This is a genomic window from Mesorhizobium sp. P160927 (genome assembly GCF_057766385.1).
On sequence record NZ_JBYMDW010000001.1, the window covers coordinates 5,805,022 to 5,829,652 of the forward strand.

The 24,631-nt window shown below is 62.1% G+C and carries 18 protein-coding genes and 1 tRNA gene; 11 read left to right on the top strand and 8 right to left on the bottom strand.

Annotated features, from left to right (window positions below; all coding sequences use genetic code 11):
* Positions 1-27 precede the first annotated feature (27 nt).
* The 3 genes from AC3CB8_RS28420 to AC3CB8_RS28430 all read left to right on the top strand — a co-directional run bounded on the left by AC3CB8_RS28420 (position 28) and on the right by AC3CB8_RS28430 (position 2,799).
* Positions 28-1,239 carry an NAD(P)/FAD-dependent oxidoreductase gene (locus AC3CB8_RS28420; RefSeq protein WP_023781280.1) on the top strand — a complete coding sequence of 404 codons (1,212 nt, stop codon included), beginning with the start codon at positions 28-30 and terminating at the stop codon, positions 1,237-1,239.
* Positions 1,240-1,360: 121 nt separating this feature from the next.
* Positions 1,361-2,311 carry an SPFH domain-containing protein gene (locus tag AC3CB8_RS28425; RefSeq protein ID WP_352563712.1) on the top strand — a complete coding sequence of 317 codons (951 nt, stop codon included), beginning with the start codon at positions 1,361-1,363 and terminating at the stop codon, positions 2,309-2,311.
* A 14-nt stretch (positions 2,312-2,325) separates the two neighbouring features.
* Positions 2,326-2,799 (top strand): NfeD family protein, encoded by a 474-nt coding sequence (locus AC3CB8_RS28430; protein WP_352552664.1) that lies wholly within the window; start codon positions 2,326-2,328, stop codon positions 2,797-2,799.
* 224 nt (positions 2,800-3,023) lie between these two features.
* Here AC3CB8_RS28430 and AC3CB8_RS28435 read toward each other — a convergent pair whose 3' ends face one another.
* The gene (locus tag AC3CB8_RS28435) at positions 3,024-4,025 is read right to left on the bottom strand and encodes a KpsF/GutQ family sugar-phosphate isomerase (RefSeq protein WP_352563711.1); all 1,002 of its coding nucleotides are present in this window, start codon (positions 4,023-4,025) and stop codon (positions 3,024-3,026) included.
* Positions 4,026-4,274: 249 nt separating this feature from the next.
* On the opposite strand from AC3CB8_RS28435, the gene AC3CB8_RS28440 reads away from it, so the two are divergent.
* Positions 4,275-6,050 carry an outer membrane beta-barrel protein gene (locus tag AC3CB8_RS28440; RefSeq protein WP_352563710.1) on the top strand — a complete coding sequence of 592 codons (1,776 nt, stop codon included), beginning with the start codon at positions 4,275-4,277 and terminating at the stop codon, positions 6,048-6,050.
* Positions 6,051-6,227: 177 nt separating this feature from the next.
* Here the strand turns inward: AC3CB8_RS28440 and galU are convergent, their stop codons facing one another.
* Positions 6,228-7,133 carry a UTP--glucose-1-phosphate uridylyltransferase GalU gene (gene galU, locus AC3CB8_RS28445; RefSeq protein WP_023770505.1) on the bottom strand — a complete coding sequence of 302 codons (906 nt, stop codon included), beginning with the start codon at positions 7,131-7,133 and terminating at the stop codon, positions 6,228-6,230.
* Positions 7,134-7,344: 211 nt separating this feature from the next.
* Here galU and AC3CB8_RS28450 point away from each other — a divergent pair, with 211 nt between their 5' ends.
* Together AC3CB8_RS28450 and AC3CB8_RS28455 are read left to right on the top strand one after the other, a co-directional pair.
* Positions 7,345-8,568 carry a lytic murein transglycosylase gene (locus tag AC3CB8_RS28450; RefSeq protein ID WP_023770506.1) on the top strand — a complete coding sequence of 408 codons (1,224 nt, stop codon included), beginning with the start codon at positions 7,345-7,347 and terminating at the stop codon, positions 8,566-8,568.
* A gap of 70 nt (positions 8,569-8,638) precedes the next feature.
* The gene (locus AC3CB8_RS28455; RefSeq protein WP_084569478.1) at positions 8,639-9,829 is read left to right on the top strand and encodes an SGNH/GDSL hydrolase family protein; all 1,191 of its coding nucleotides are present in this window, start codon (positions 8,639-8,641) and stop codon (positions 9,827-9,829) included.
* Here AC3CB8_RS28455 and AC3CB8_RS28460 read toward each other — a convergent pair.
* Both AC3CB8_RS28460 and gltB read right to left on the bottom strand, forming a co-directional pair.
* Positions 9,826-11,280, bottom strand: a complete 1,455-nt coding sequence (locus AC3CB8_RS28460) for a glutamate synthase subunit beta (protein ID WP_352563709.1) — start codon at positions 11,278-11,280, stop codon at positions 9,826-9,828. The genes AC3CB8_RS28455 and AC3CB8_RS28460 overlap by 4 nt on opposite strands.
* A 140-nt stretch (positions 11,281-11,420) precedes the next feature.
* Positions 11,421-16,154, bottom strand: a complete 4,734-nt coding sequence (gltB, locus tag AC3CB8_RS28465; protein ID WP_352563708.1) for a glutamate synthase large subunit — start codon at positions 16,152-16,154, stop codon at positions 11,421-11,423.
* A gap of 473 nt (positions 16,155-16,627) precedes the next feature.
* On the opposite strand from gltB, the gene AC3CB8_RS28470 reads away from it, so the two are divergent.
* Positions 16,628-17,680 carry a threonine aldolase family protein gene (locus AC3CB8_RS28470; RefSeq protein WP_023770510.1) on the top strand — a complete coding sequence of 351 codons (1,053 nt, stop codon included), beginning with the start codon at positions 16,628-16,630 and terminating at the stop codon, positions 17,678-17,680.
* Positions 17,681-17,761: 81 nt separating this feature from the next.
* On the opposite strand, the gene AC3CB8_RS28475 is transcribed toward AC3CB8_RS28470, so the two are convergent.
* Complete coding sequence (locus AC3CB8_RS28475; RefSeq protein WP_013893124.1) at positions 17,762-18,229, bottom strand: Hsp20 family protein; 468 nt, start codon at positions 18,227-18,229, stop codon at positions 17,762-17,764.
* A gap of 479 nt (positions 18,230-18,708) precedes the next feature.
* Between AC3CB8_RS28475 and AC3CB8_RS28480 the strand changes: the two genes are divergently transcribed.
* On the top strand, positions 18,709-19,686 hold the full coding sequence (locus tag AC3CB8_RS28480; protein WP_023770511.1) for an alpha/beta fold hydrolase: 978 nt from the start codon (positions 18,709-18,711) through the stop codon (positions 19,684-19,686).
* Between the two features lie 138 nt (positions 19,687-19,824).
* On the opposite strand, the gene hisN is transcribed toward AC3CB8_RS28480, so the two are convergent.
* Both hisN and AC3CB8_RS28490 read right to left on the bottom strand, forming a co-directional pair.
* Positions 19,825-20,598, bottom strand: a complete 774-nt coding sequence (gene hisN, locus AC3CB8_RS28485; RefSeq protein ID WP_023770512.1) for a histidinol-phosphatase — start codon at positions 20,596-20,598, stop codon at positions 19,825-19,827.
* A gap of 366 nt (positions 20,599-20,964) precedes the next feature.
* Positions 20,965-21,906: an N-formylglutamate amidohydrolase gene (locus tag AC3CB8_RS28490; protein ID WP_352563707.1), complete on the bottom strand. Its 942-nt coding sequence runs from the start codon at positions 21,904-21,906 to the stop codon at positions 20,965-20,967.
* A gap of 162 nt (positions 21,907-22,068) precedes the next feature.
* On the opposite strand from AC3CB8_RS28490, the gene cpdR reads away from it, so the two are divergent.
* The 3 genes from cpdR to AC3CB8_RS28505 all read left to right on the top strand — a co-directional run bounded on the left by cpdR (position 22,069) and on the right by AC3CB8_RS28505 (position 24,298).
* Positions 22,069-22,431, top strand: coding sequence for a cell cycle two-component system response regulator CpdR (gene cpdR / locus AC3CB8_RS28495; RefSeq protein WP_006199474.1), 363 nt, complete (start codon positions 22,069-22,071; stop codon positions 22,429-22,431).
* A gap of 115 nt (positions 22,432-22,546) precedes the next feature.
* Positions 22,547-22,621, top strand: a tRNA-Val gene (locus tag AC3CB8_RS28500).
* Positions 22,622-22,894: 273 nt separating this feature from the next.
* Positions 22,895-24,298 (top strand): site-specific integrase, encoded by a 1,404-nt coding sequence (locus AC3CB8_RS28505; protein WP_352563706.1) that lies wholly within the window; start codon positions 22,895-22,897, stop codon positions 24,296-24,298.
* Here the strand turns inward: AC3CB8_RS28505 and AC3CB8_RS28510 are convergent.
* A complete protein-coding gene (locus tag AC3CB8_RS28510) occupies positions 24,295-24,531 on the bottom strand; it encodes a helix-turn-helix domain-containing protein (protein ID WP_352563705.1) in 237 nt (78 codons plus the stop codon). The two genes, AC3CB8_RS28505 and AC3CB8_RS28510, sit on opposite strands and share 4 nt — an antisense overlap.
* Positions 24,532-24,631 lie beyond the last annotated feature (100 nt).

A 24,631-nucleotide genomic window follows, 5' to 3' on the forward strand; every position in this document is an offset into this window, starting at 1 on the left:
CGTTGAGCAGCGCCTCCGGGGAATCCGATGCTCCGCAAACTTGACCTCAGCACTGGCCGGCCCGTCTGGTCCGCCTATCGGGCGCCCGCGGTGCCGACTGGCAGTTTGACCCGGGACGTCAAGACCGATGTGCTGATCGTCGGCATGGGCATCAGCGGCGCCATGATGGCCGAGGCGCTGACAGCCGACGCTCACGCGGTGATCTGCATCGACCGGCGTGGGCCGCTGAAAGGATCGACGGCGGCAACCACCGCGCTTGTGCAATTCGAGATCGACCAGCCGCTTTCAACCCTCTCGGGGATGATCGGCAAGAGCCAGGCACGGCAGGCCTGGCGACGCTCGCGGCTGGCCGTTTCCAATCTTGCCGCCCGCATCGCCGAACTCGGTATCAACTGCGGCATGAGCCGCACCCAATCGCTCTATCTGGCTGGCACCGTGCTCGGCCCATCGGAACTCCGGGAGGAAGCCGAGGCGCGGCAGATGGCCGGCATCGGCGCGACCTATCTTACATCGGCGCCACTGGCGGAAGCATTCGGCATCGACCGCGGTGGCGCCATCCTGAGCCATGGCAACATCGCGCTCGACCCGCGCAAGCTGACGGCAGGGCTGCTGCTCAAGGCGCTGGAGCGCAAGGCACGCTTTTACGCTCCCGTAGAAGCGACGGCGATCGAGGGCAGCGCCGATGAGGTGGTCGTGGCAACCACGGGCGGGCCCACCATCACGGCACGGCATGTTGTCCTGGCCACCGGTTACGAGCTGATCGACATCGTGCCGGCGGCCGCTCACCGGGTCATCTCGACATGGGCGATTGCGACATGTCCACAACCACGGAAGCTCTGGCCGGGCGCGGCGTTCATCTGGGAGGCGTCGGATCCCTACCTCTATGTCAGGGCAACCGCCGATGGCCGGGTCATCTGCGGCGGCGAGGACGAGGAATTCCTCGACGAGACGCGGCGCGATAAACTGATCGCCGACAAGAGCGCCTGCATTGCCGCAAAACTCGACCTGATGTTTCCGCACCTCGACGTCAGGCCCGAATTTGCCTGGACCGGCTCCTTCGGCACCACGACCACCGGCCTTCCCTACATCGGCGCTCTTCCCAGGCACCCGCGCATCCACGCCGTGATGGGTTATGGCGGCAACGGCATCACCTTCTCGCGGATCGCCGCCGAGATCGTCTCGGCTTCGATCGACGGGCTTGAAGACACGGATGCAAGCATGTTTGCCTTCAACCGCTGAGTGCATACCCACAAACAATCCCTCATCACCTGATTGTAACGCTCCTGAAACACACTTAAGTCTTTGGTGAAGCCGGTTGCGCGGGAATGGCTCGCGCGGCCTGCTTCTGAGGGAGGGCCAGATGGATTTCAGTGGTTTCGATATTGCGGTCGTTGTTCTGGTGGCGCTTGTCGTACTGGTGCTGTTCAAGGGCATCAAGACAATCCCACAAGGATACAACTATACCGTCGAACGCTTTGGTCGTTACACCAAGACACTGAGCCCCGGCCTGAACCTCATCTTTCCGTTCGTCGATCGCATCGGCGCCAAGATGAACATGATGGAACAGGTGCTCGACGTTCCGAGCCAGGAGATCATCACCCGCGACAATGCCATTGTCGGTGTCGACGGCATCGCTTTCTACCAGATCCTCAATGCGGCACAGGCCGCCTATCAGGTTGCCGGCCTGCAGAACGCCATCCTCAACCTGACGATGACCAACATCCGTACCGTCATGGGTTCGATGGACCTCGATGAGCTGTTGTCGAACCGCGACGCCATCAACGAGCGCTTGCTGCGCGTCGTCGACGAGGCCGCGCATCCGTGGGGCATCAAGATCACCCGCGTCGAGATCAAGGACATCAACCCGCCCGCCAACCTGATCGAATCGATGGGCCGCCAGATGACCGCCGAGCGCAACAAGCGCGCGCAGATCCTGGCCGCCGAAGGCCTCAAGCAGTCGCAGATCCTCGAAGCCGAGGGCCGCAAGGAAGCCGCCTTCCGCGACGCCGAGGCGCGCGAACGCTCCGCCGAGGCGGAAGCCCGCGCCACCCAGGTGGTGTCGGAAGCGATCTCCAAGGGCGACGTCCAGGCACTGAACTACTTCGTCGCCCAGAAATATACCGAAGCGCTGGGCAAGATCGGCACCGCCACCAACAGCAAGATCGTGCTGATGCCCTTCGAGGCGTCGGCGCTGATCGGCTCACTCGGCGGTATCGGCGAAATCGCCAAGGAAGTCTTTCGCAGCGAAGGCACGACCGGCGCGCAAAGGCAGGCAGCACGTCCGCCTGTCGTCAGGCCCTCCGACAACTGAGATAGGCCACTCTCATGATCGACCGCATCGTTTCTGAACTCGGGCCGTGGAACTGGATGGTTCTGGGCTTCGTGCTCCTGGTGGTAGAGGTCATCGCACCGGGTTTCTTCATGCTTTGGATCGGGATCGCCGCTCTGATCGTCGGCGCGGTGTCGCTGCTGATCTGGGATGTCGCTATCTGGACATGGCAGGTCCAGGTGTTGCTATTCCTCGTGCTGTCGCTGGTTTCAGCCTTTGTCGGCAAGAAACTCATGGGCGGACACGACCAGCCAACCGATCAGCCGCTGCTCAATCGCCGTGGCGCCCAGATGGTCGGCAGGATGGCGACGCTCGCCGAACCGATCCGCGACGGCCGTGGCCGCATCAAGCTAGGCGACACGCTGTGGCGTGTCTCCGGCCCCGATCTGCCCGCCGGCACTCAGGTGCGTGTGACAAGCGCTGCGGACACGGACCTGGAACTGACGGTGGAACAGGTCCGAGCCTCCTGATGGCGCAAGCGCACAAGGCGTTGAGATTCAGGTCAGGCCGAGGCTAGAATGATGCATTTCCGGGTCGCTCTTGCGACGAGCGGGCGGACATTGAGTCCCTGAGCATCGGGCTACGTCGGCCGAAGCCTTCGCTACCACGATCCTTCATGAGTGCTTCGGCCCGCGCAGGCCGGAAGCGCAGAAAGCCTTCGTTCGCAGGTCGGCCCCACCTGAAGATCACTACCTTAGGCAGCGCCGATGCGCAGCAGGTCGTGAAAATGCACCACGCCCAGCGGCATGTTGTTCCTGGTCACCACCAGCGCACCGACATTGTACTCGTTGAGCAGCGCGATCGCAGTGCCTGCAAGCGTCTGCGGGTCGACGGTCTTGGGTGTGCGGGTCATCACCTCGTCGACGATGACGTCGGCCAGGTTGCGGTGCAGGTTACGCGCGACATCGCCGTCGGTGATGATCCCGGCCAGTTCGCCTTTAGCGTCGACGATCAGCACGCAGCCGACCTTCTTCTGCGACAGTGTCATCACCGCTTCCGGCATCTTGGTGCCGAGCGAAGCCAGCGGCATCTGCTCGCCGACACGCATGATCTCGGAGACCATGGTCAGGTTGGCGCCGAGCTGGCCGCCGGGATGGAAGGTGCGGAAATGGTCCGGCGTGAAGCCGCGCGCCTCGAGCAGCGCTATCGCCAGTGCATCGCCGATGACCAGTTGCAGCAGCGTCGACGTCGTCGGCGCCAGGCCATGCGGGCAGGCTTCCGGGGTGCGCGGCAAAAGCAGCACGACGTCGGCCGCGCGCGCCAGCGCCGAGGTTTCGCCGGAGGTGATGGCAATGAGCGGAATGGAGAAGCGCCTGGAATAGGCGACGATGCCCATCATCTCCTTGCTCTCGCCCGACCACGAGATCGCGATGATGGCGTCGTCCCTGGCGATCATGCCGAGATCGCCATGATTGGCCTCGACGGGATGGACGAAGAAGGCCGGCGTGCCGGTCGAGGCCAGCGTCGCGGCGATCTTCGAACCGATATGGCCGCTTTTGCCGACACCGGTGACGATGAGCCGGCCCTCGATCTTCGAGATCATCTCGACGGCCTGGGCAAAGGGTGCCGCCAGTCCGTTCTCAAGCGCCTCGGCAAGGGCCGCAATCCCCGCCTGTTCGGTTGTTACCGTTCTCAGAGCCGATTCGATCGACGCTTGCCTGTCCAGAGGCTTCTTATCGAGAGAGCTCGCATGCATGGATGATGCGATTAGCGCTTTGCCGCCCGCCTGTCCAACGGAAATGGCCTCTGCATGACGGCCGGATGTGCGCGGTCGTCGGGGACGACGACAAGGATCAAAATAGAAGGCAGGATGCGGACCCGCATTGTCGCCCGCGGAAATACGCGTTTGGAGCCAGTGGCGCGCGCGGCCTCAACCCTCCGTTAACCATCCCCATTTACGGTTCGGTAAGTATGGCGCGCGTGCGCCGCGCAAGCAGTGGTGGCGATGTCCGGGGTCCAGCCAGAAAAATTGAGAGGGCGACAGGGCAACGCGATCTGCGCCTTGCTGCTGGCGACCAGCGTCCTTGCCTTGCTGCGCCCTGCGCCACTCCATGCCCAGGAAACGGAACTGCGCGGAGAAGTGTCGGAATCGGCGATCCTGTCCGACCAGCAGCGCAAGGCGAGAAACCTGGTTCTTGCCCAGCAAGCGGCGGCCAACGCTGCCGCGCAGGACAATGCGCCGGCGCGAACGTATCTGCCGGCCAGCGCCGGCGCCGTTCCTGACGACGCGGACGCCGCGAACTCGACCACCAGCGTCTTCGACCCGCCCCAGGCCAGCGACGACGCCTCCGCCGACGCACCCACGCCACCCAAGCCACGCCGCGCTTCGGCCGCCAGGCAGAATGCGGCCGACAAGGCAAAGGACAAGGTCGCCGACAGAAAGAAGAAGAAAAAGAGCACCACGGCGGCTACGGACCCAACCACCACCGCCACGACGGCCGCGACGGACGACACCGGCGATAACGCGGCGGTTCAGGAAGCGGCCAATCGCCGTGCACTCACCATCGACAGTGTGGACAAGCAGAAACTCGACGCTGGCGCCGAGCGCACGGCTGCAATCGAGGGCCTGAACAAGAAACCCGAGGACGATCCGTTCGCCGCCACCGGCGTCAAATGGGGCTCCTTCATCATCCGGCCGACCATCGAACAGGGGCTGACGGCGACGACGAACGGCGATTCGAGCAGTGTGGGCACATCGGCTCTGCTGTCCGAGACGGCGCTGCGCTTTACCGCCGCTTCCGACTGGCGTGAAAACTCCGCGACCATCGACGGCTACGGAATTTTCCGTGAAACCGTGTCGGGCTACCCGGTTCACGATGCCCAAGGCCGCATCGAAGGCCAGCTCGATGTCGACCTCGACCATGAATTGCGCGCCATCGCCAAGCTCGGCTACGAAGCCGTGCCGGAATCCGCGTCCTCGCCCGATGCCATCGCCGGCGTCAGTACCCAGCCGCTGCGGCAGACCATCGACGGCAGCATCGGCGTCGAAAAGGCCGTCGGCAAGATGCAGTACACGTTGACCGGGGCGGTCTCGCACGACTTCTACGGTGACGCCAAGCTCTCTGACGGCACTTCGCTGTCGCAGAAAGATCAGGACAACACGCTCTACACTGCAACCTTGCGCACCGGCTACGAGATTTCCCCGGCGCTCACGCCCTTCACCGAGATCGAGGTCGGCCGCCGGGCGTACGACCAGCGCATCGACAATGAAGGCTTCGAGCGCTCCTCGACGCGTCTTGGCGCCCGCGCCGGCCTTGAACTCGAACTAGGTGAGAAGCTGTCGGGCGAATTCTCGGCCGGTTGGCTCAGGGAGGCGATCGACGATAACAGCCTGGAAGCGATTTCGGGGGCCACTCTCAATGCCGACCTCAAATGGTCGCCGCAGCGCGGCACCACTATCGGCTTGACCGGCAAGACCACCGTCGAGACCACGACCACATCGGGCGAAAGCGGCGATATCCTCTACTCCGGACGCTTGACGGGCGAGCGCGTGATCCGATCCGATCTTACCGCGAATGCGGCCTTGGGCCTGGATTGGCGCGACTATGTCGGCATTGACGGCCACGACAGGATCTTGAGCGCCGAGGCCGGGCTGACCTGGTGGCTGAACCGCTATGCGGGCCTCACCAGCCGGGTAAGGACCGAAAAGCTGACCAGCAATCTGCCCGGCCGCGACTACACCGCCAACAGCATCTTCGTCGGGGTGAAAGTGCAGCGTTGAAGGCGTGCGCCAAGGCATGTCGAGGTTCAGGTCAGGCCGAGTCGAGAATGGCTGATACCGAGAACCGGAGCGGAGCGTACTTTGAGTACGTGAGCACAGTTGTACTGCGACGCAGTAGAACTGGGAATCGTACGAGCGGCCATTCGCAGGCCGGCATCACCTGAATATCGGCATACTCTAAAAGGCTGCCCCGCGCCGTTCTGATGGCTTCATCTCGTCGAGCAGCGTGCGGATGACGCCGGCCATGCTCTGGTTCATGTCGCTGCGCCACAGCGCGAAAGCGACATTGGCCTCGACGAAACCTTCCGGCGAACCGCAATCAAAGGTGCGGCCCTTATAATGGTAGCCGTAGAAGGCCTGCTGCTTCTCCAGCTTCAGCATCGCGTCGGTGAGCTGGATCTCGTTCCCGGCGCCCTTTTCCTGGCCTTCCAGAATTCCAAAGATCTCGGGCTGCAGGATGTAGCGGCCGTTGATGTATAGATTGGACGGCGCGGTACCCGACTTCGGCTTCTCGACCATTTCGGTGATGCGGAAGCCGTGATGCGTGTCTTCGCCGCGTCCGACGATGCCGTATTTATGAGCCTCCGCCGGGTCGCATTCCTGCACGGCGATGATGTTGTTGCCGGTCTCCTCGTAGAGCTCGACCATCGCCTTCGTGCAGCTCTTTTCCGACTGCATGATCATGTCGGGCAATAACAGGGCGAACGGCTCGTCGCCGACCAGTTCGCGCGCGCACCAGACCGCATGGCCAAGACCCATCGGCACCTGCTGGCGGGTGAAGCTGGTCTGTCCCGGTGCCGGCTGCAGCCGCTGCAGCCGGGCAAGCTGCTCGTCCTTGCCGCGCTGTGCCAGCGTGTCATAGAGTTCGAACTGGATATCGAAATGGTCCTCGATGACCGCCTTGTTGCGGCCCGTGACGAAGATGAAATGCTCGATGCCAGCCTCGCGCGCCTCATCGACGACATACTGGATGACTGGCCTGTCGACGACGGTCAGCATCTCCTTGGGAACAGCCTTGGTGGCCGGGAGAAACCGCGTACCGAGACCGGCGACCGGGAAAACTGCCTTGCGAACTCTCTTCATACTTTCAATTATCCGTTTGCTGGCCAGCTCCGCAATCCCCGTCCCCCGACATTTTCGCGCCGGGATTGAAGATTAGTGGGGCGGCTGAGGGAAACTCCCACCGGTTAAAGCATCGAGGTGTCTTTTCGTTCCAGGCGACGCCTATGGTAAACTAATTCCTAACCCGGTTCGGCGATGAATGGTCTTTCCTAGGACAGAGAAGGAGGAAAAGATGTCCGTTCGCAATGCCGCAAAACGTTTCGCCAGCGTCATGACGGCGGCCAGCCTTTCGCTCGCTTTGCTTGTCCCCACCGGGCCGGCCTTCGCCGACGCCGGTTTCCGGCAATGGGTCGCGGGCTTCCGTGCCACCGCCGTGGCGGGTGGCGTTTCCGGCGCCGTCTACGACCAGGCTTTCCGGGGCATCAACGAGCCCGATCCGGTGGTACTGGAGAAGGCCCGCACCCAGCCCGAATTCACCGCGCCTGCCTGGGATTATTTCGACAACCGCGTCCATGACCAGTCCGTCGCCGTCGGACGGCAGATGGCGAAGAAATGGAAGCCTTGGCTGGACAAGATCGAGGCAAGATTCGGCGTCGACCGCTACGTTCTCCTGGCCATCTGGTCGATGGAATCGAACTATGGCGAAATTCTCAAGCGCGACGACATCATGCGCAACGTCATCCGTTCGCTGGCGACTTTGGGTTATGGCGACGCGAAACGGTCGAAATACGCCCGCACCCAGCTGGTCGCGGCGCTGAAGATCCTGCAAACCGGCGATATCGACGAGAGCCACCTGATGGGCTCCTGGGCGGGCGCCATGGGCCAGACCCAGTTCATCCCGACCAGTTACCAGCATTATGCCGTCGACATGGACGGCAATGGCAAGCGCGACATCTGGAATTCCGTCCCCGATGCGCTGGCGACATCAGCCAATTTGCTCAAGAAGAATGGCTGGCAGGCCGGCAAGACCTGGGGCTACGAAGTCACCTTGCCGGCCGGCAAACTTCCCGCCGGGTCGAAGACGCTGGCGCAATGGCAGGCGCTCGGCGTGGGCCGCGCCAGCGGCAAGCCGTTCAAGAACCTCACCGACAAGGCGACGCTGAAAGTGCCGGACGGTCGTGGCGGGCCGGCCTTCCTGATGGTCAGGAATTTTTCGGTCATCAAGGCCTACAACAATGCCGACAAATACGCGCTCGCCGTCGGTCTGCTTGCCGATGAGATCGCCGGCGGCAGCGGCCTGGTCCAGGATTGGAACCGGCCTTTTACCAAGCTCAGCTTCGAGGAACGGCAGGAGTTGCAGAAGCGGCTTTCCCAGCACGGCCTTTATGACGGCAAATTCGACGGCAAGATCGGCGACGGCTCGAAGACCGCCATCATGGCTTATCAGGCCAAGGTTGGCTTGACCCAGGATGGCTATCCGAGCTTGGAAGTGCTGAAATGGCTCAGGCAGAAATAGAGCCTGACGAAGTTGAGTAGGGAGGGAGCGATTGGTTTGGCATACGCGCGTCGGGACGTTTGTTCGTCGCATGCCGGTGCTGATCCTGGCCATCGCCGTGCTCGCCATTGCCGTGGCCGGAGCCGTCCATGCCCCAGCCATGGCGCAAGAACAGCCGCAGCAGAGCCGGGGCTGGTCTTTGCGCGACCTTCTGTTTCCGCGCCGCGGCGAGCGGGTCGAGGCGCCGCAGGACATCCAGAAGGCGAAACCTAAGCCGAAGAAGAAACCTCGTGCGCCTCGCCTTACCGAGGAGCCGGCAGCGCCCGTGGTCGAAAAAGCGCCGGACGCCCGCACCGTCCTGGTGGTCGGCGACTTCATGGCGGCTGGCCTCGCCGAGGGGCTGGACGAAGCTTTCGCCGAGAATACCGGCGTCAGGATCGTTGTCCGCAGCAATGGCTCGTCAGGCTTCGTGCGCGATGATTTCTACAACTGGCCCGAACAGATCAAATCGCTGATCGACACCGAAAAACCCGCCGCGGTGGTCGTCATGCTGGGTTCGAACGACCGCCAGCAAATGAAGGTCGGCGACGTGCGCGAACAGCCCCGCTCCGAAAACTGGATCAAGGAATACGAGCGCCGCACCGATGAGCTCGGCAAGGCAATCGCCACCGCCAAGGTGCCTTTCCTGTGGGTCGGCATGCCGGCCTTCCGGGTGCCGAAGATGACCTCCGACATGCTGGCCTTCAACGACATCTACCACAAGGCGGCCGAAAGCCACGGCGGCGAATTCGTCGATGTCTGGGACGGCTTCGTCGACGAGAACGGCGCCTTCGTCACCTCTGGCCCCGACATGAACGGCCAGCCGGTGCGACTGCGCGCCGATGACGGCATCAACGTGTCCAAAGCCGGCAAGCGCAAGCTCGCCTTCTATACCGAAAAGCCGCTGCTTAAGATCCTTGGACTGGCCGCGCCGGGAAGCGTGGCACCGACGACGGCGCCGGCGGGCGCACCGGTCGAGACCCCCGCTCCGGCGGCAGCGCCTATCGTCATCGATCGCACCCAACCCATGCTGCTCAGCGATCCCGCGCTCGACGGCGGCACAGAATTGCTCGGCGCCGCCCCGCCGCCGAAGGCCAATCCGGCTCTTCCTGGCGAAAGGCTGGTGATCGAGGGCAAGGCGCCGGAGGCTTCCCCAGGTCGCGCCGACGACTTTTCCCAGCCGCCCAAGGCAAGTCCGGCGACGGCGGCAGCGTCCGACACCACCACGGCGATCAGCCCTTAACGCGGCAGGACGGTCGTCCCCATCAGCGCCTCGTCTATCGAGCGTGCCGCCTGGCGACCTTCGCGGATCGCCCAGACGACCAGCGACTGGCCGCGGCGAACGTCGCCCGCCGCGTAGAGCCGGTCGACGCTCGTACTGTAGTCGCGGTCATTGGCTTCGACATTCCTGGAACGGCGGCTGTCGGTGGTGATCTTCATTTCACCCTCGAGTTCCGCCGCAACGCCCGCCACCGCCGGGCCGGCAAAGCCGATGGCGATAAAGGCGAGATCCGCGCGGATGACGAATTCGGTGCCGGCGATCGGCTTGCGCTTGTCGTCGACCTCGCAGCACTTCACGCCCGTAAGCTGGCCTTCCTCGCCAATGAATTCGAGCGTCGCCACCTGGAATTCGCGTTCGGCGCCCTCGGCCTGCGAGGACGAGGTGCGCATCTTGGTCGCCCAGTAGGGCCAGACGGAGAGCTTGTCTTCCTTCTCGGGCGGCTGCGGACGGATGTCGAGCTGGGTGACGCGCACCGCGCCCTGGCGGAAGGCGGTGCCGACGCAGTCGGACGCGGTGTCGCCGCCACCGACGACGACGACATGCTGGCCACCGGCGATGATTGGATGCGACGGCCATGCCACCGACTGGATCGGCTCGCCGCCGACGCGGCGGTTCTGCTGCACCAGATAGGGCATCGCGTCATGCACGCCGCCAAGATCGTCGCCGGGAATGCCGGCAGCGCGCGGCGTTTCCGAACCGCCGCAATAGAGCACGGCGTCATATTCGGCGAGGAGTTCAGCCACACGCTTGTCGACGCCGACATTGACGCCGCAATGGAAGCTGACGCCCTCGCCCTGCATCTGTTCGATGCGCCGGTCGATATAGTGCTTCTCGATTTTAAAGTCGGGAATGCCGTAGCGCATCAACCCGCCGGGGCGGCTCTCGCGCTCATAGACGTGGACGTCGTGACCGGCGCGGCCAAGCTGCTGGGCGGCCGCCATGCCGGCCGGGCCGGAGCCGATGATGGCGACCCGCTTGCCGGTCTTCTTCTCCGGCGGATAGGGCCTGATATGGCCGGTCTCGTAAGCCTTGTCCGCGATCGCCTGCTCCACCGTCTTGATGGCGACCGGAATGTCCTCGAGGTTCAGCGTGCAGGCTTCCTCGCAAGGCGCGGGGCAGATGCGGCCGGTGAACTCCGGGAAATTGTTGGTCGAGTGCAGGTTGCGGATCGCGTTGTCCCAGTCCCTGTTGTAGACGAGGTCGTTCCAGTCGGGGATCTGGTTATGGATCGGGCAGCCCGTTGGCCCATGGCAGAACGGAATGCCGCAATCCATGCAGCGCGCGGCCTGTTTCTCGACCTCCTTGTCCGACATCGGCAGCGTGAATTCACGGAAATGCCGGATGCGGTCGGAGGCCGGCTGGTACTTGTGCACCTGCCGGTCGATTTCGAGAAAGCCTGTTACCTTGCCCATAGTCCAGTTCCTGCTGTCCAGATGGTGCGGTTTTCGCCGCACCCGTTAACCTCTTGAGGCAGCCGTGGCAACCTTGAGCCCGAGGTCAAACAGTCGATGAAGGGGGCCGGGAAGCCTGGGCTCCCCGGCAATTCTCAAATCTATTCGGCCGCGACGCCCATGCGCATGCGTTCCATCTCGATCAGCGCGCGGCGGTATTCGACCGGCATGATCTTGCGGAATTTCGGCCGGAAAATCGTCCAGTCGTCGAGTATCTCGCGGCCGCGCACCGAACCCGTATAGTGCACGTGGTTCGAGATCAGCTGGTAGAGCCGTTCTTCGTCATGACTGGTCATATCGCCGGACACGTCGACGCGGCCCTTGTGGTCGAGATCGCCGCCATGGTGCAGCAGCTTTTCCATCAGATCATCTTCTTCCGGGACTGGCTCCAACTCGACCATGGCCATGTTGCAGCGCTCGGCGAAATCACCTGCTTCGTCCAGCACATAGGCGACACCGCCCGACATGCCGGCGGCAAAGTTGCGGCCGGTTTTGCCGATGACGACGACGACGCCGCCCGTCATGTATTCGCAGCCATGGTCGCCGACGCCCTCGACGACGGCGGCCACGCCCGAATTGCGCACCGCGAAGCGCTCGCCGGCAACGCCGGCGAAATAGGCCTCGCCCTCGGTCGCGCCATAGAGCACCGTATTGCCGACGATGATGGAGTCGGCCGCGACGATCCTTGCCTCTTCCGGTGGCCGGATGACGATGCGCCCGCCCGACAGGCCCTTGCCGACATAGTCATTGGCGGCGCCGACGAGTTCGAACGAGATGCCACGTGCCAGGAAGGCGGCGAAGGACTGGCCGGCCGTGCCGGTGAGTTTTACCTGGATCGTGTCCTCGCGCAGGCCCTTGTGCTTGAAGCGCTTGGCGACCTCGCCCGACAGCATGGCGCCCGTCGAACGGTCGACATTGCGGATGTCGACCTCGATCTTGACCGGTTGCTTGGTCTCCAGCGCGGGCTTGGCCAGTTCGATCAGCTTGCGGTCGAGCACCTCGTCGATCGGATGCTTCTGCCGTTCGGTCCAATGCACCGCCTCATGCGGCGCATCGGGCTTGTAGAACATCTTCGAGAAATCGAGCCCGCGAGCCTTCCAGTGCTGGATCACGTCGCGCTTTTCCAGAAGGTCGGCGTCGCCGATGATCTGGTCGATATGGGTGAAGCCCATTTCGGCGAGCAGCGCCCGCACCTCTTCCGCCACGTAGAAGAAGAAGTTGATGACGTGCTCGGGCGTGCCCTTGAAGCGCTTGCGCAGCACCGGATCCTGTGTCGCGACGCCGACCGGGCAGGTGTTGAGATGGCATTTGCGCATCATGATGCAGCCGGCCGCTATCAAAGGCGCGGTCGAGAAGCCGAACTCGTCGGCGCCGAGCAGTGCGCCGATGATGACGTCGCGGCCGGTGCGCAGGCCGCCGTCGACCTGCAGCGCCACGCGCGAGCGCAGGCCATTCAGCACCAGCGTCTGGTGCGTTTCGGCAAGACCCATTTCCCACGGGCTGCCGGCATGCTTGAGCGAGGTCAGCGGCGACGCACCGGTGCCGCCATCATAGCCAGAGATGGTGATGTGGTCGGCGCGCGCCTTTGCAACGCCGGCCGCGACCGTGCCTACACCAACCTCCGACACCAGCTTGACCGAGACGTCGGCCGCCGGATTGACGTTCTTCAGATCGTAGATCAGCTGCGCCAGATCCTCGATCGAATAGATGTCATGGTGCGGCGGCGGCGAGATCAGGCCGACGCCCGGCGTCGAATGCCGAACCTTGGCGATGGTTGCGTCGACCTTGTGGCCGGGCAACTGGCCGCCCTCGCCAGGCTTGGCGCCTTGCGCGACCTTGATCTGCATCATGTCGGAGTTGACGAGATATTCCGCGGTCACGCCGAACCGTCCCGATGCGACCTGCTTGATCGCCGAACGTTCGGGGTTCTTGCCGCCACCTGGCAGCGGCAGATAGCGATCAGCCTCTTCGCCACCCTCGCCAGTGTTCGACTTGCCGCCGATCTGGTTCATGGCGCGCGCCAGCGTGGTGTGCGCTTCCCTGGAAATCGAGCCGAACGACATCGCCCCGGTCGAGAAGCGCTTGACGATGTCGGCCGCCGGCATGACGTCGTCGAGTGCGACCTTGGTGCGGCCGGTCTCATCCGCCAGCTTGATCTTGAACAGGCCGCGTATGGTCTGGGCGCGGGCCGTCTCGCTGTCGATCTGCGCCGAATAGTCCTTGAACGTCTCCCACGATCCCTGGCGCACGGCGTGCTGCAATGTGGCGACCGCGTCGGGCGACCACATATGCGCCTCGCCGCGCATGCGGAACAGATATTCGCCGCCGACCTCGAGGCTGTTGCGCAGCACCGGATCACTGCCGAAGCCGTCCGTGTGACGGCTGACGGTTTCGCCTGCGACCTCATCCAGTCCGACGCCTTCGATCAGTGTCGCGGTGCCGGTGAAGTATTGCTGCACGAAATCGGTCTTCAGCCCGATGGCATCGAAGATCTGCGCGCCGCAATAAGACTGATAGGTCGAGATGCCCATCTTGGACATCACCTTGAGGATGCCCTTGCCGATCGACTTGATGTAGCGCGACACCACCTCGTAGGCGTCGACCTCCTCGGGCAGTTCGCCGCGCTTGTGCATGTCGAGCAAGGTGTCGAAGGCGAGATAGGGATTGATCGCTTCCGCGCCGTAGCCGGCAAGGCAGCAGAAATGATGCACCTCGCGCGGCTCGCCCGATTCGACGACCAGGCCGACCGCGGTGCGCAGCCCCTTGCGAATCAGATGGTGGTGCACGGCGGCCGTCGCCAGCAACGCCGGAATGGCGATGCGGTCCGGTCCGAGCTGGCGATCGGACAGGATGATGATGTTGTAGCCGCCGGCGACTGCCGCCTCCGCCCGCTCGCACAGTCGGTCGATGGCCCCCTGCATGCCGGCAGCACCCTCGCTCGACCCGTAGGTGATGTCGATCGTCTTGGTGTCGAAGCGGTCCTCGGTATGACCGATCGAGCGGATCTTCTCGAGATCGCCATTGGTCAGGATCGGCTGGCGCACTTCGAGCCGCTTGCGGCGCGAATTGCCGACCAGGTCGAAGATGTTCGGTCGCGGCCCGATGAACGACACCAGGCTCATCACCAGCTCCTCGCGGATCGGGTCGATCGGCGGGTTGGTGACCTGGGCGAAATTCTGCTTGAAATAGGTGTAGAGCAGCTTCGACTTGTCCGACATCGCCGAGATCGGCGTGTCGGTGCCCATCGAGCCCACGGCTTCCTGGCCGGTGGTCGCCATCGGCGACATCAATAGCTTGGTGTCTTCCTGGGTGTAGCCGAACGCCTGCTGGCGATCGAGCAGGCTGACGTCCCTGCGCAGTTCGCGCGGCTCGACCGGCTTCAGATCTTCGAGGATCAGCTGCGTGTTGGCGAGCCAGGTCTTGTAGGGATGCTTCGTCGCGATCTCCGACTTGATTTCCTCGTCGGGGACGATGCGGCCCTTGGCAAGGTCGATCAAAAGCATGCGGCCGGGCTGCAGCCGCCACTTCTGGACGATCTTCTCCTCCGGCACCGGCAGCACGCCGGCCTCGGAAGCCATGATGACGCGGTCGTCATCGGTGACGATGTAGCGTGCCGGGCGCAAGCCGTTGCGGTCCAGCGTGGCGCCGATCTGGCGTCCGTCGGTGAAGGCGACCGCTGCCGGCCCGTCCCAAGGCTCCATCAACGCGGCGTGGTATTCGTAGAAGGCCTTGCGATCGGCATCCATGAGCTTGTTGCCGGCCCACGCTTCCGGGATCAGCATCATCATGGCGTGGCTGAGGCTGTAGCCGCCCTGGAACAGAAACTCGAGCGCATTGTCGAAGCAGGCGGTATCGGACTGGCCGTCATAGGAGATTGGCCAGAGCTTCGAGATGTTGTTGCCGAACAGTTCGGAATCGACCGACGCCTGGCGCGCCGCCATCCAGTTGTTGTTGCCGCGCACCGTGTTGATCTCGCCATTATGGGCGACCATGCGGTAGGGATGCGCCAGCTTCCACGACGGGAAGGTGTTGGTCGAGAAGCGCTGGTGGACGAGGATCAGCGCGGTCTCAAAACGCGGGTCCTTGAGGTCCTTGTAGTAGGCCCCGACCTGATAAGCCAGGAACATGCCCTTGTAGACGATGGTGCGCGCCGACAGCGACACGCAGTAGGCGCCGATGTCCTTGTTGTCGTTCTCGGCGTAGATGCGGCCCGATATGACCTTGCGCAGCAGATAAAGTCTTGCCTCGTATTCCTCATCGTCGGTGATGTCGGCCGTACGGCCGATGAAGACCTGGCGGTGGAACGGCTCGGATGCGACGATGTCGGGCGCCTTCGATAGCGACGAATTGTCGACCGGCACGTCACGGAAACCGAGCAGCGGCAGCCCCTCGGACTGCGCCGATTCGGCGACGATCTCTTCGATATGTGCGCGAAGGGCCGCATCCTGCGGCATGAACCAGTGTCCGACGCCGTACTGGCCTACCGGTGGCAGTTCGATACCTTGGGCCGCCATCTCCTCACGGAAAAAAAGATCCGGAAGCTGTACCAGCACGCCGGCGCCATCGCCGACCAGCGGATCGGCGCCGACTGCGCCGCGATGCGTCAGGTTCTCGAGCACGGCAAGCCCGTCCTTGACGATCTGATGCGACTTCACGCCCTTCATGTTGACGATGAAGCCGACGCCGCAGGCGTCATGCTCGTTGCGCGGATCGTAGAGGCCCTGGGCGGTCAGGCCGCCGGCAGTCGCGCGATTTTTGGTGGAGGTATTTTTGACGGCAGCCGCTTTCGTCTGCGCGGCCTGGCCGTTCGTCGCAGAGAGCGTCAATTCCGTCATTGTCCTGTCCTCCATTCCAGCCCTTCAGGCGCTGGTTTGCCTCGGCAAGCGCTTGGCTCACCCTGATCGTCGCGGCACGTCTTGCGAAATTCCTTTTCGAACCATGCGGCTTTTCGCATGCTTCGCATCTGGTATCGTACAGGCCAGCGTCCGGCCGTCCACCTGTCGCTCGCGACAACAGCCGGAGAGGCCAATATGTTACGCCAATCCGGCCTGTTTTGTGCGACAAAATAAGACAGCACTACTGTCCTAAATTTTTATGGCAGAATTCGTAAACGCGCACAAGACCGATTCACAAAAAACTTGGAGCATCCGCGACATAAAATTACCCGGAGTTCCCGAAGAACGTAAGCTTAAGTCGTCCACGCTTGCCGCCACGTTGGCTGGCTTCAACGGTTTTCCGGCGCCTGGCCCTTGCGGTCGGCGCGTTAAACCGGTCAACTCCGGCTGAATTCCCCAACACAGGCAGATACATGTTCTTCGCTTCCGACAATTGGGCAGGCGCCCATCCCAATATCGTTGCCGGCCTGTCGGCCGCGGCCGGTGGCTTTGCCACCGCCTATGGTGACAGCGCCCTCGACGAGACGGTTTATCAGCGCTTCAGTGAAATTTTTGAACGCGAGGTCGCGGTGTTCTTCGTGGCAACCGGCACCGCCGCCAATTCGCTGTCGTTGACCACCTTCAACAAGCCGGGCGGCATTTCCTTCGCTCACCGAGAATCGCATGTCATCGAGGATGAATGTGGCGCGCCGGAGTATTTTTCCGGCGGCTCGCGGCTGCACGCCGTCGACGGTCCCCTGGGCAAGATCGATCCGCCCGATCTGGACAGGGCGATCGGCCGTTTCGCAAGTGAGGTCGTCCATTGGGGCCGGCCGATGGCCGTCTCGATCACCCAGTCGACCGAGGTCGGCACCGTCTATGGTCTGGACGACATTGACGCGATCTCGGCCATCGCCAAACAGCATTCCGTGCCCCTGCACATGGATGGCGCCCGCTTTGCCAATGCGCTGGCCGCGCTCGACACCACGCCGGCCGAAATGACCTGGAAACGCGGGGTCGATGTCCTGTCCTTCGGCGGTACCAAGAATGGTTGCTGGTGCGCCGAGGCGATCGTGCTGTTCGACCTCGACCGTGCCAAGGAACTGGCCTTCCTGCGCAAGCGTGCCGCACAGCTGCTTTCGAAGTCGCGTTTCGTCGCGGCGCAGTTCGAAGCTTATTTCAAGGACGGGCTTTGGCTCGACACCGCCAGGCATGCCAATGCCATGGCCGCGCGCCTCGCAGCGGCGATCGAGGATTCGGCCACCGCCAAGCTCGCTTGGCTGCCGCAGGCTAATGAGGTGTTCGCGGTGATTAAGAAAACCGAAGCCGACAGACTGCAGGCGGCAGGCGCGGCCTTCTATGACTGGCACAGGCCGCATGGTTTTGACGGCCATATCGGCGAGGACGAACTGCTCTATCGCTTCGTCACCAGCTTTGCCACGACGACTGAGGAAGTCGACCGCTTTGGCCAGTTGATCGCCGGATAACAATCAAACTTCGGACAAAAAAGCGGCGCCTCGCGGCGCCGCTTCCGTCTCGGGAGGAGACTTTGGATTTTTATTCGGCTGTCAGGCTGCCGTCTTGGCCTCGATCTGCTTGGCCTTGGCCGGAGCCGAGGTGATCGCGATCTTGCGCGGCTTCAGCTCTTCGGGAATGTTGCGTTTGAGGTCGACGAAGAGCAGGCCGTTCTTCAGCGCGGCGCCAACGACTTCAACGTGATCGGCAAGCTGGAAGCGGCGCTCGAAAGCTCTGGAGGCAATGCCGCGATAGAGCAGTTCGGAACCCTCGCCGGTGCCCTCGTCCTTGCGCTCGCCCTTCACGGTCAGCACGTTACGGTGAGCTTCGATCGAGATTTCCTCGTCCGAGAAGCCAGCGACGGCCATCGAAATCCGGTAGGAATCCTCGCCGGTGCGCTCGATGTTATAGGGCGGATAGGTCTGCGCGCCGTCAGGCTGCGCAAGCGAATCCAGCATCGTGAAGAGACGGTCGAAGCCGACGGTCGAACGGTAAAGCGGGGAAAAATCAACGTGACGCATGAGGTGTTCTCCTGTTGAGCAACATGGTTTGCGTATGGTCGGTGCGAAACCCGCGAGCGGCGTTTCGGGAGGACCAGCGGCCCCGATTGGCGACCGCAACCCACATCTGGGGAGCGCTCGAAAGCATTTCAAGTTTCGTTTGACGGCAAAAAAGAACGAGGCGGCCAACCTTCGATGAACGGCAGATGAACCGGTGCTTCGGCGTCCGTTCAGACAGCCAGCGCTAAAGTGGCTTTCAAGATCAAGGATTGGCGGCGCCGGATTTACCGGGATGCCGCAACGAGGCCGAACCGGGTGTTAACGTCCCTTCCTCCCGGATCGACAGGGGCCGGAAGCGCGCTCAAAGCCGCTTCCGGCCTTCCCCGTCGCAGTCCTCCATAACCCGGATTTGCTTTGCTTTTGATGTGTTGGCGTCTATCACCGTAACGATGCCAGCCGCGACCGACTGGCGCGCAAGGACGCCGAGCACAAAGCGCCGAATGACGGATCTTTTCCACGACACTCCGCTCTTCCACGAAACCGAGGGCAATCCGCGACCGGAAAACGCCAAGGGCGGCTTTTTCACCACGCGCGACCGCAAGAAAATACGTTATGGCCTGTTCGCGGCGGTGGCGCGGCCGATGCGGGGCACCGTGGTGCTGCTCGGCGGCCGCAATGAGTGCATCGAGAAATATTTCGAGACCATCCGCGACCTTGCCGCACGCGGCTTTGGTGTCGCCATCCTAGACTGGCGCGGTCAGGGCGGTTCCGACAGGCTGATCCGCGATCGCCAGCGTGGCTATGTCAGGTCGTTCCGCGACTATACGGCTGACCTGGAGCAGTTCTTCGAAGAGATCGTGCTGCCGGACTGCCGCGGACCGTACTATATCCTCGCCCATTCGGCCGGCGCTGTGATCGCGCTGCTTGCCGCGCCGTCGATGGTGAACCGCGTGCGGCGCATGGTGCTGATCGCGCCGTTCCTGACATTGCCCGACCTGCCGGTCTCGATAGGGACGGTGCGCCGGATCTGTTCGTTTTTCTGCGCCCTGGGGCTCGGCTGGCTCTATGCCGCCTGGGGTCCAAGGCCGAGACACACGCTGCCCTTCGAAGCCAACAAGGTGACATCGGATCCGCAACGCTATCGCCGTAACACGCGCATTTATGAAGAATATCCCCAAATGGCGCTCGGCGGCCCGACGATCCGCTGGCTGCAGGCAGCGGCGAAGGCGTCGGCAGCCATTAGCGACCCCGACTTCATGGCCCGCATTCAGGTGCCTCTGCTGATCATTGCCGCTGGCGCCGACCAGGTCGTCTCGACCAGGGCGGTGGAGGCATATGCGAGAAATCTAAGGCTGGGTTCGCTGTTGATGATCGACGGCGCCAAGCACGAGATCCTGCAGGAAGCCGATCTCTACCGCGAACAATTCCTCGCCGCCTTCGACGCCTTCGTCCCCGGCTCGGACGACCCGACAGCCTGACAGGCCCGCGGCTCCTCCAAGGCCGGCATGGCTGAACCCCATTGTCAGGAAGAAAGACGTCGGCGGCGTTCAAGCAGGTCTACGGATACGCCCCGCGGAATTCCAGCGCTCCATAGCCCGCGCCGACCGGAAGTGACCTCAGCCGCGCAGGGCAGCCATGGCGGCGGCATGAAGCTCCGGTGTCGCGGCCGCCAGCACGTCGCCGCCATTCTCCGCCGGCCCGCCATCGAAAGTGGTGACGACCCCGCCTGCCTTCTCGATGATCGGGATCAGCGCCACGATGTCGTAGGGCTTCAAGCCGGGATCGGCGACGATGTCAACGCTCCCCGAGGCGATCATGGCGAAGGCATAGCAATCGGCGCCATAGCGGGCGAGCTGGATTTGCCGCTCGAACGCGTCATAGCGATTGCGCGCTTCGCCCTTGAACAGCGCCGGCGTTGTGGTGAACAACGTGGCCTCGGCCAGCTTCGTCGTCTTGCGGGTGGTCAGCTTGCGGGGCCCTCCCGGCCCCTCATAGTGAGATCCAGAGGCGTTGGCGTAGAACAGCTCGCCGGTGAAGGGCTGCGCCATCATGCCGGCGACCGCGTCACCATCGATCGTCAGCCCGACCAGCGTCCCCCACACCGGCAGGCCGGAGATAAAGGCGCGCGTGCCATCGATCGGATCGATCACCCAGACATGCCGGCTGGAAATGTTCTCGCTGCCATGTTCTTCGCCCAGGATGCCGTGATCGGGATACTCGGCCGATATCAGCGCCCGGATGGCGCGCTCGGCCTCGCGGTCGGCCTCCGTGACCGGATCGAAGCTGCCTTTTTCCTTGTTGGCGACCGCGCCCTGGGCGCGGAAGCGCGGCAAGGTCTCCGCTGCGGCCGCTTGCGCGATACGGCGCATGAAATCGATGCTGATGTCCAACTGATTCTCCCGCTTTGCAGCGCCCGAGCCGGGCCTGCCGCGACTTCGCCGCCAAGACAAGCTTGTTTATCGATTTATACGCCGCGATGACTGTTGCCGGAATGTCACTCCAACGTCATCGAAACGCAATTTCCACATCACTCTGAATTAAAAAAGCCTAAACGTCGCTTGACATTTGTGCGCTGCACAATACCCTCAATCTCGGACAGGGTTTCCTGTCCATGCCCTCCTTGGGCGTTTCCTCCCTAGACTTCGACCGTATCGTGCAAACGATGCGGTCTTTTTTTCAGGCCCGCTCCTGGAGCGGGCCGCCCAAAGAAGCACACAAAATCTTGGGCAGTGGCACGCATGAGACAAGGCGTGGCCTTACTCCGCGGCCAGCGGCAGGTCGATGAAATGATGGTCCGGCATCGCCATCAGGTCGGCTGAAAACCGCGTCAGATCGTCGGCCAGCGCGTCGAAGCCGGCGGCTTTCTCGAATGTCCGCTCATTCATGTAGAGCCCGCGATTGACCTCGATCTGCAGCGCATGCAAATGACGCGCCGGACGGCCGTAATGCTCGGTGATGAACCCGCCGGCATAAGGCTTGTTGTGGGCAACCGTATAGCCCATCGCGGTCAATAGGCCGATCGCGGTTTCGGTCAGGGCCGCGGTGGCCGAGATGCCGAAACGGTCGCCGATGATGAAATCCGGCCGCAGCCCGCTGTCGCCGACACGGATGCTCGCCGGCATCGAATGGCAATCGATCAGCACGGCAAAGCCGAACCGGGCGTGGGTCCTGGTCAAAAGCCGTTTCAGCGTTTCGTGATAGGGCTTGTAGACGGCCTCGATGCGGGCAACCGCCTCGGCGAGCGGCAAGCGGCCCGAATAGATGTCGAGCCCCTCGCCCACCAGCTTCGGCACGGTGCCGAGGCCGCCGGCCACGCGGGCGGAGCGGATGTTGCAGAAGGACGGCACCGGCTCGGCGAACATGCGCGGGTCGAGTTCCCAGGGCTCGCGGTTGACGTCAAGATAGGCGCGCGGGAAATTCGCCGCCAGCATCGGCGCGCCGAGCGCCACGGCGCCGCCGAACAACTCGTCGACATAGCAATCCTCCGAGCGGCGGATGGCATTGCGATCGAGCCTTGCCATGGCAAGGAAGCGTTCGGGATAGTAGCGGCCGCTATGCGGCGAGTTGAACAGGAAGGGGACGCGCTGCTCGGCGCCCGACCGGATTTCGAAGGGTGGAAAGACCGAAAAATCCTCGGCTGCCGTCTTCAATTTGAACGAACCCGAAAACACCAGTGCATCATGGCATGAAACTGCCACCTTGCTGGCCGCATGTCCAGCATTTCGGCGGTCGTGCCGCTGGGCAAATATGGGTCAGGCGCGTCCGCGTTCACTTGATGTTTACTCTCACCTCCTCATATACAGGATGGTTAACGGGCCTGCTCCACGGCAGTCTCGGGCGGGTGATTCGGACGGGATATCATGGCACGCATTCTTCTGGCGGAAGACGACGACGATATGCGCCGGTTCCTCGTCAAGGCGCTGGAGCGCGCCGGCTATCAGGTCAGCGATTTCGACAACGGCGCCAGTGCCTATGAGCGGCTGCGCGAGGAACCGTTCTCGCTGCTTCTGACCGACATCGTCATGCCGGAGATGGACGGCATCGAACTGGCGCGGCGCGCCACCGAGATCGATCCCGACCTCAAGGTAATGTTCATCACCGGTTTTGCCGCCGTGGCGCTGAACCCGGATTCCAAGGCGCCGAAAGACGCCAAGGTGCTGTCCAAGCCCTTCCACCTGCGCGATCTGGTCAACGAGGTCGAGAAGATGCTGCAGGCGGCTTGAACCGCCTTCCGCAAGCCGCCGGCGTCGGTCCACGGCCGCGGCGGGACGACGTGTTTTTCCTCTTTTCCTGCTATTGACGCGCCTGACCAAAAATGGTGTATGCGCGGCTTCGGATGGGCGTGTAGCTCAGCGGGAGAGCACTGCATTGACATTGCAGGGGTCACAGGTTCAATCCCTGTCACGCCCACCATCCTCTTAAACATCAATATGTTACGCTTAGGTTTCCGCTGGTGAGGCATCCAAGGGATGCATTTGCGTGCGCAATCCGACCTATCTCGAACTATCCAGAAACAGAATCTTCTATTTTCGCTGGCCGTTGACCAAGCTTTGCCCAGTGTATGGGACAAAACCAGCTAGCCTCAAAATATCGCTAGGTACGCGGGTCGGCTCGGAAGCCTTGTACCTAGCTCGACACCTAAGCTATGTCGGTCAAGTCCTTATGAAACGGTGGTCTGCATCCAGCATGCGGTATGACGAGATACGTGCAGCTCTCAAGAAGCACTTCCAAGACGCACTTGAACGCCGCAAAAGCGAGATGGCCGCCGGAGGCCGACTAAGACCTGAGATATTGGATGCCCTGCAGAACGGGCTCGGGTTCGCGGTTGAAGCGGTAGCGACGGGCGCTGATATCATCCCGTACGTTAGCGACGACTTGCAAGCTGTCGCTTTTGCCGAGAAGTACAGCCTTCCTGTAGGACCGGGCTCGCCTGCTTTTGAAATACTCAAAACGGAGATGCGGAAGGCGTACAGGGATTATTGCAAACAGGTTTTGGCTCACGACCAGTCCTTCGAGAGCTTCGACTTCGACGAACCTGTCATAGGCGCTACGTTTGCAAAACCCCAGCCCGGGGACAAACGCACCCTTACCGACGTAGCAACCAAGTTCATCGCAGAACAAAAAAAGGCTGAGAGTTGGGTTAGGCGAACCGAGGATCAGAAGCGATCACACCTAGATCTCTTGAATGAGATACTTGGAGCTGAGACCGATATCGCCCAAGTCACATCTCTGAATGTGCAGCGGGTCAAGGAAATCCTCTCAAGCTATCCCCGCAATCGGAACAAATCTGAAGCCACCCGAGGCCGGTCTATCGATGAGCTGGCCACGATGCGGGGTCATGAGACGCTGAGCGTCCGCACTATGAACACGTATCTCCAAACCTATTCCGGGCTGTTCTCATGGGCCAAGAGAAACAGATATGTATCCGAAAATTTGTTCGACGGAATCAGTGTCCGCGAGAACAAGAAACAAGCGGAGGCAGCCCAGAGAGGAGCCTTTTCGCAAGCTCAGATCGACCTAATGTTAGGCGAGTTGCTCAACAATCACAGAGAATTGGTTAACCTGGAGTACCAGAAATGGGGACCTTTGATCGGGCTCTACACAGGCGCTAGACTTAACGAGATATGCCAGATTGAACTCTCAGACATCAAGGAAGCTGACGGCATCTGGTATTTCGACATCAATGATGAGGGCGATAAAAAGCACCTGAAGAACACAGCCTCTCGCAGGATCGTACCCATTCATGATCAGCTTCTTAAACTCGGATTGTTGGACTTCGTAGAAGCGCTTAGGTCGCGTGGTGAGACACGGCTTTTCCCGGAATTTTCGTTGAGTGCAAAGGAGGGCTACGGGAGAGCACTCGGGAGATGGTTCAATAATCGCTTCCTCGTTCAGCTCGATATTAAATCCAAAGATTTGGTGTTCCACAGTTTCAGGCACGGCATGATCACCAAGCTTTTGCAGGCAGGTGTGGAGGAAAATTTGGCCAAGGCCATCGTTGGCCACACGAGGCAGGGCGTTACGCAGAAGCACTATTTCAAGCAGGGCTACACGCTTGCACAGATGCAGGAAGCACTGCGCAACTTCTAGCTATCCATCACCTGTTTGACGAGCGCTAGAACGTCCAGATCAATGATCTCGCCTAGTTCCAGAAGCTCCACAAGGTCAACCCTGCGTTGGCCACTCTCGATGTTCGCTATGAAAGGCTGATGTCGTCCAAACGCTTTGGCGACTTGTGCCTGAGACATGCCCTTAGAGCGACGCTGCTCTGCCAGTGCCGCCGCTATGATCAGATGACGTTTTGAGTGCAGCGACTTCGGCATGGCCCGTTGACGACAAGTTCAACAGGCGGGTAATCCGAAATTCAGATTATCCAAAAATTGGATATTTGGATCAGATATTCGCTACGATTTGGGGAAACAG

Excerpts from the sequence above, each read along its gene's own strand:
- AC3CB8_RS28420 (WP_023781280.1), top strand. The coding sequence starts at position 28 with ATGCTCCGCAAACTTGACCTCAGCACTGGCCGGCCCGTCTGGTCCGCC.
- AC3CB8_RS28430 (WP_352552664.1), top strand. The coding sequence starts at position 2,326 with ATGATCGACCGCATCGTTTCTGAACTCGGGCCGTGGAACTGGATGGTT.
- AC3CB8_RS28510 (WP_352563705.1), bottom strand. The coding sequence starts at position 24,531 with ATGCCGAAGTCGCTGCACTCAAAACGTCATCTGATCATAGCGGCGGCA.
- AC3CB8_RS28455 (WP_084569478.1), top strand. The coding sequence starts at position 8,639 with ATGCCGGTGCTGATCCTGGCCATCGCCGTGCTCGCCATTGCCGTGGCC.
- cpdR (WP_006199474.1), top strand. The coding sequence starts at position 22,069 with ATGGCACGCATTCTTCTGGCGGAAGACGACGACGATATGCGCCGGTTC.
- AC3CB8_RS28440 (WP_352563710.1), top strand. The coding sequence starts at position 4,275 with ATGTCCGGGGTCCAGCCAGAAAAATTGAGAGGGCGACAGGGCAACGCG.
- AC3CB8_RS28435 (WP_352563711.1), bottom strand. The coding sequence starts at position 4,025 with ATGCATGCGAGCTCTCTCGATAAGAAGCCTCTGGACAGGCAAGCGTCG.
- AC3CB8_RS28460 (WP_352563709.1), bottom strand. The coding sequence starts at position 11,280 with ATGGGCAAGGTAACAGGCTTTCTCGAAATCGACCGGCAGGTGCACAAG.
- galU (WP_023770505.1), bottom strand. The coding sequence starts at position 7,133 with ATGAAGAGAGTTCGCAAGGCAGTTTTCCCGGTCGCCGGTCTCGGTACG.
- AC3CB8_RS28475 (WP_013893124.1), bottom strand. The coding sequence starts at position 18,229 with ATGCGTCACGTTGATTTTTCCCCGCTTTACCGTTCGACCGTCGGCTTC.
- AC3CB8_RS28470 (WP_023770510.1), top strand. The coding sequence starts at position 16,628 with ATGTTCTTCGCTTCCGACAATTGGGCAGGCGCCCATCCCAATATCGTT.
- gltB (WP_352563708.1), bottom strand. The coding sequence starts at position 16,154 with ATGACGGAATTGACGCTCTCTGCGACGAACGGCCAGGCCGCGCAGACG.
- AC3CB8_RS28425 (WP_352563712.1), top strand. The coding sequence starts at position 1,361 with ATGGATTTCAGTGGTTTCGATATTGCGGTCGTTGTTCTGGTGGCGCTT.
- AC3CB8_RS28450 (WP_023770506.1), top strand. The coding sequence starts at position 7,345 with ATGTCCGTTCGCAATGCCGCAAAACGTTTCGCCAGCGTCATGACGGCG.
- AC3CB8_RS28505 (WP_352563706.1), top strand. The coding sequence starts at position 22,895 with ATGCGGTATGACGAGATACGTGCAGCTCTCAAGAAGCACTTCCAAGAC.
- AC3CB8_RS28480 (WP_023770511.1), top strand. The coding sequence starts at position 18,709 with ATGACGGATCTTTTCCACGACACTCCGCTCTTCCACGAAACCGAGGGC.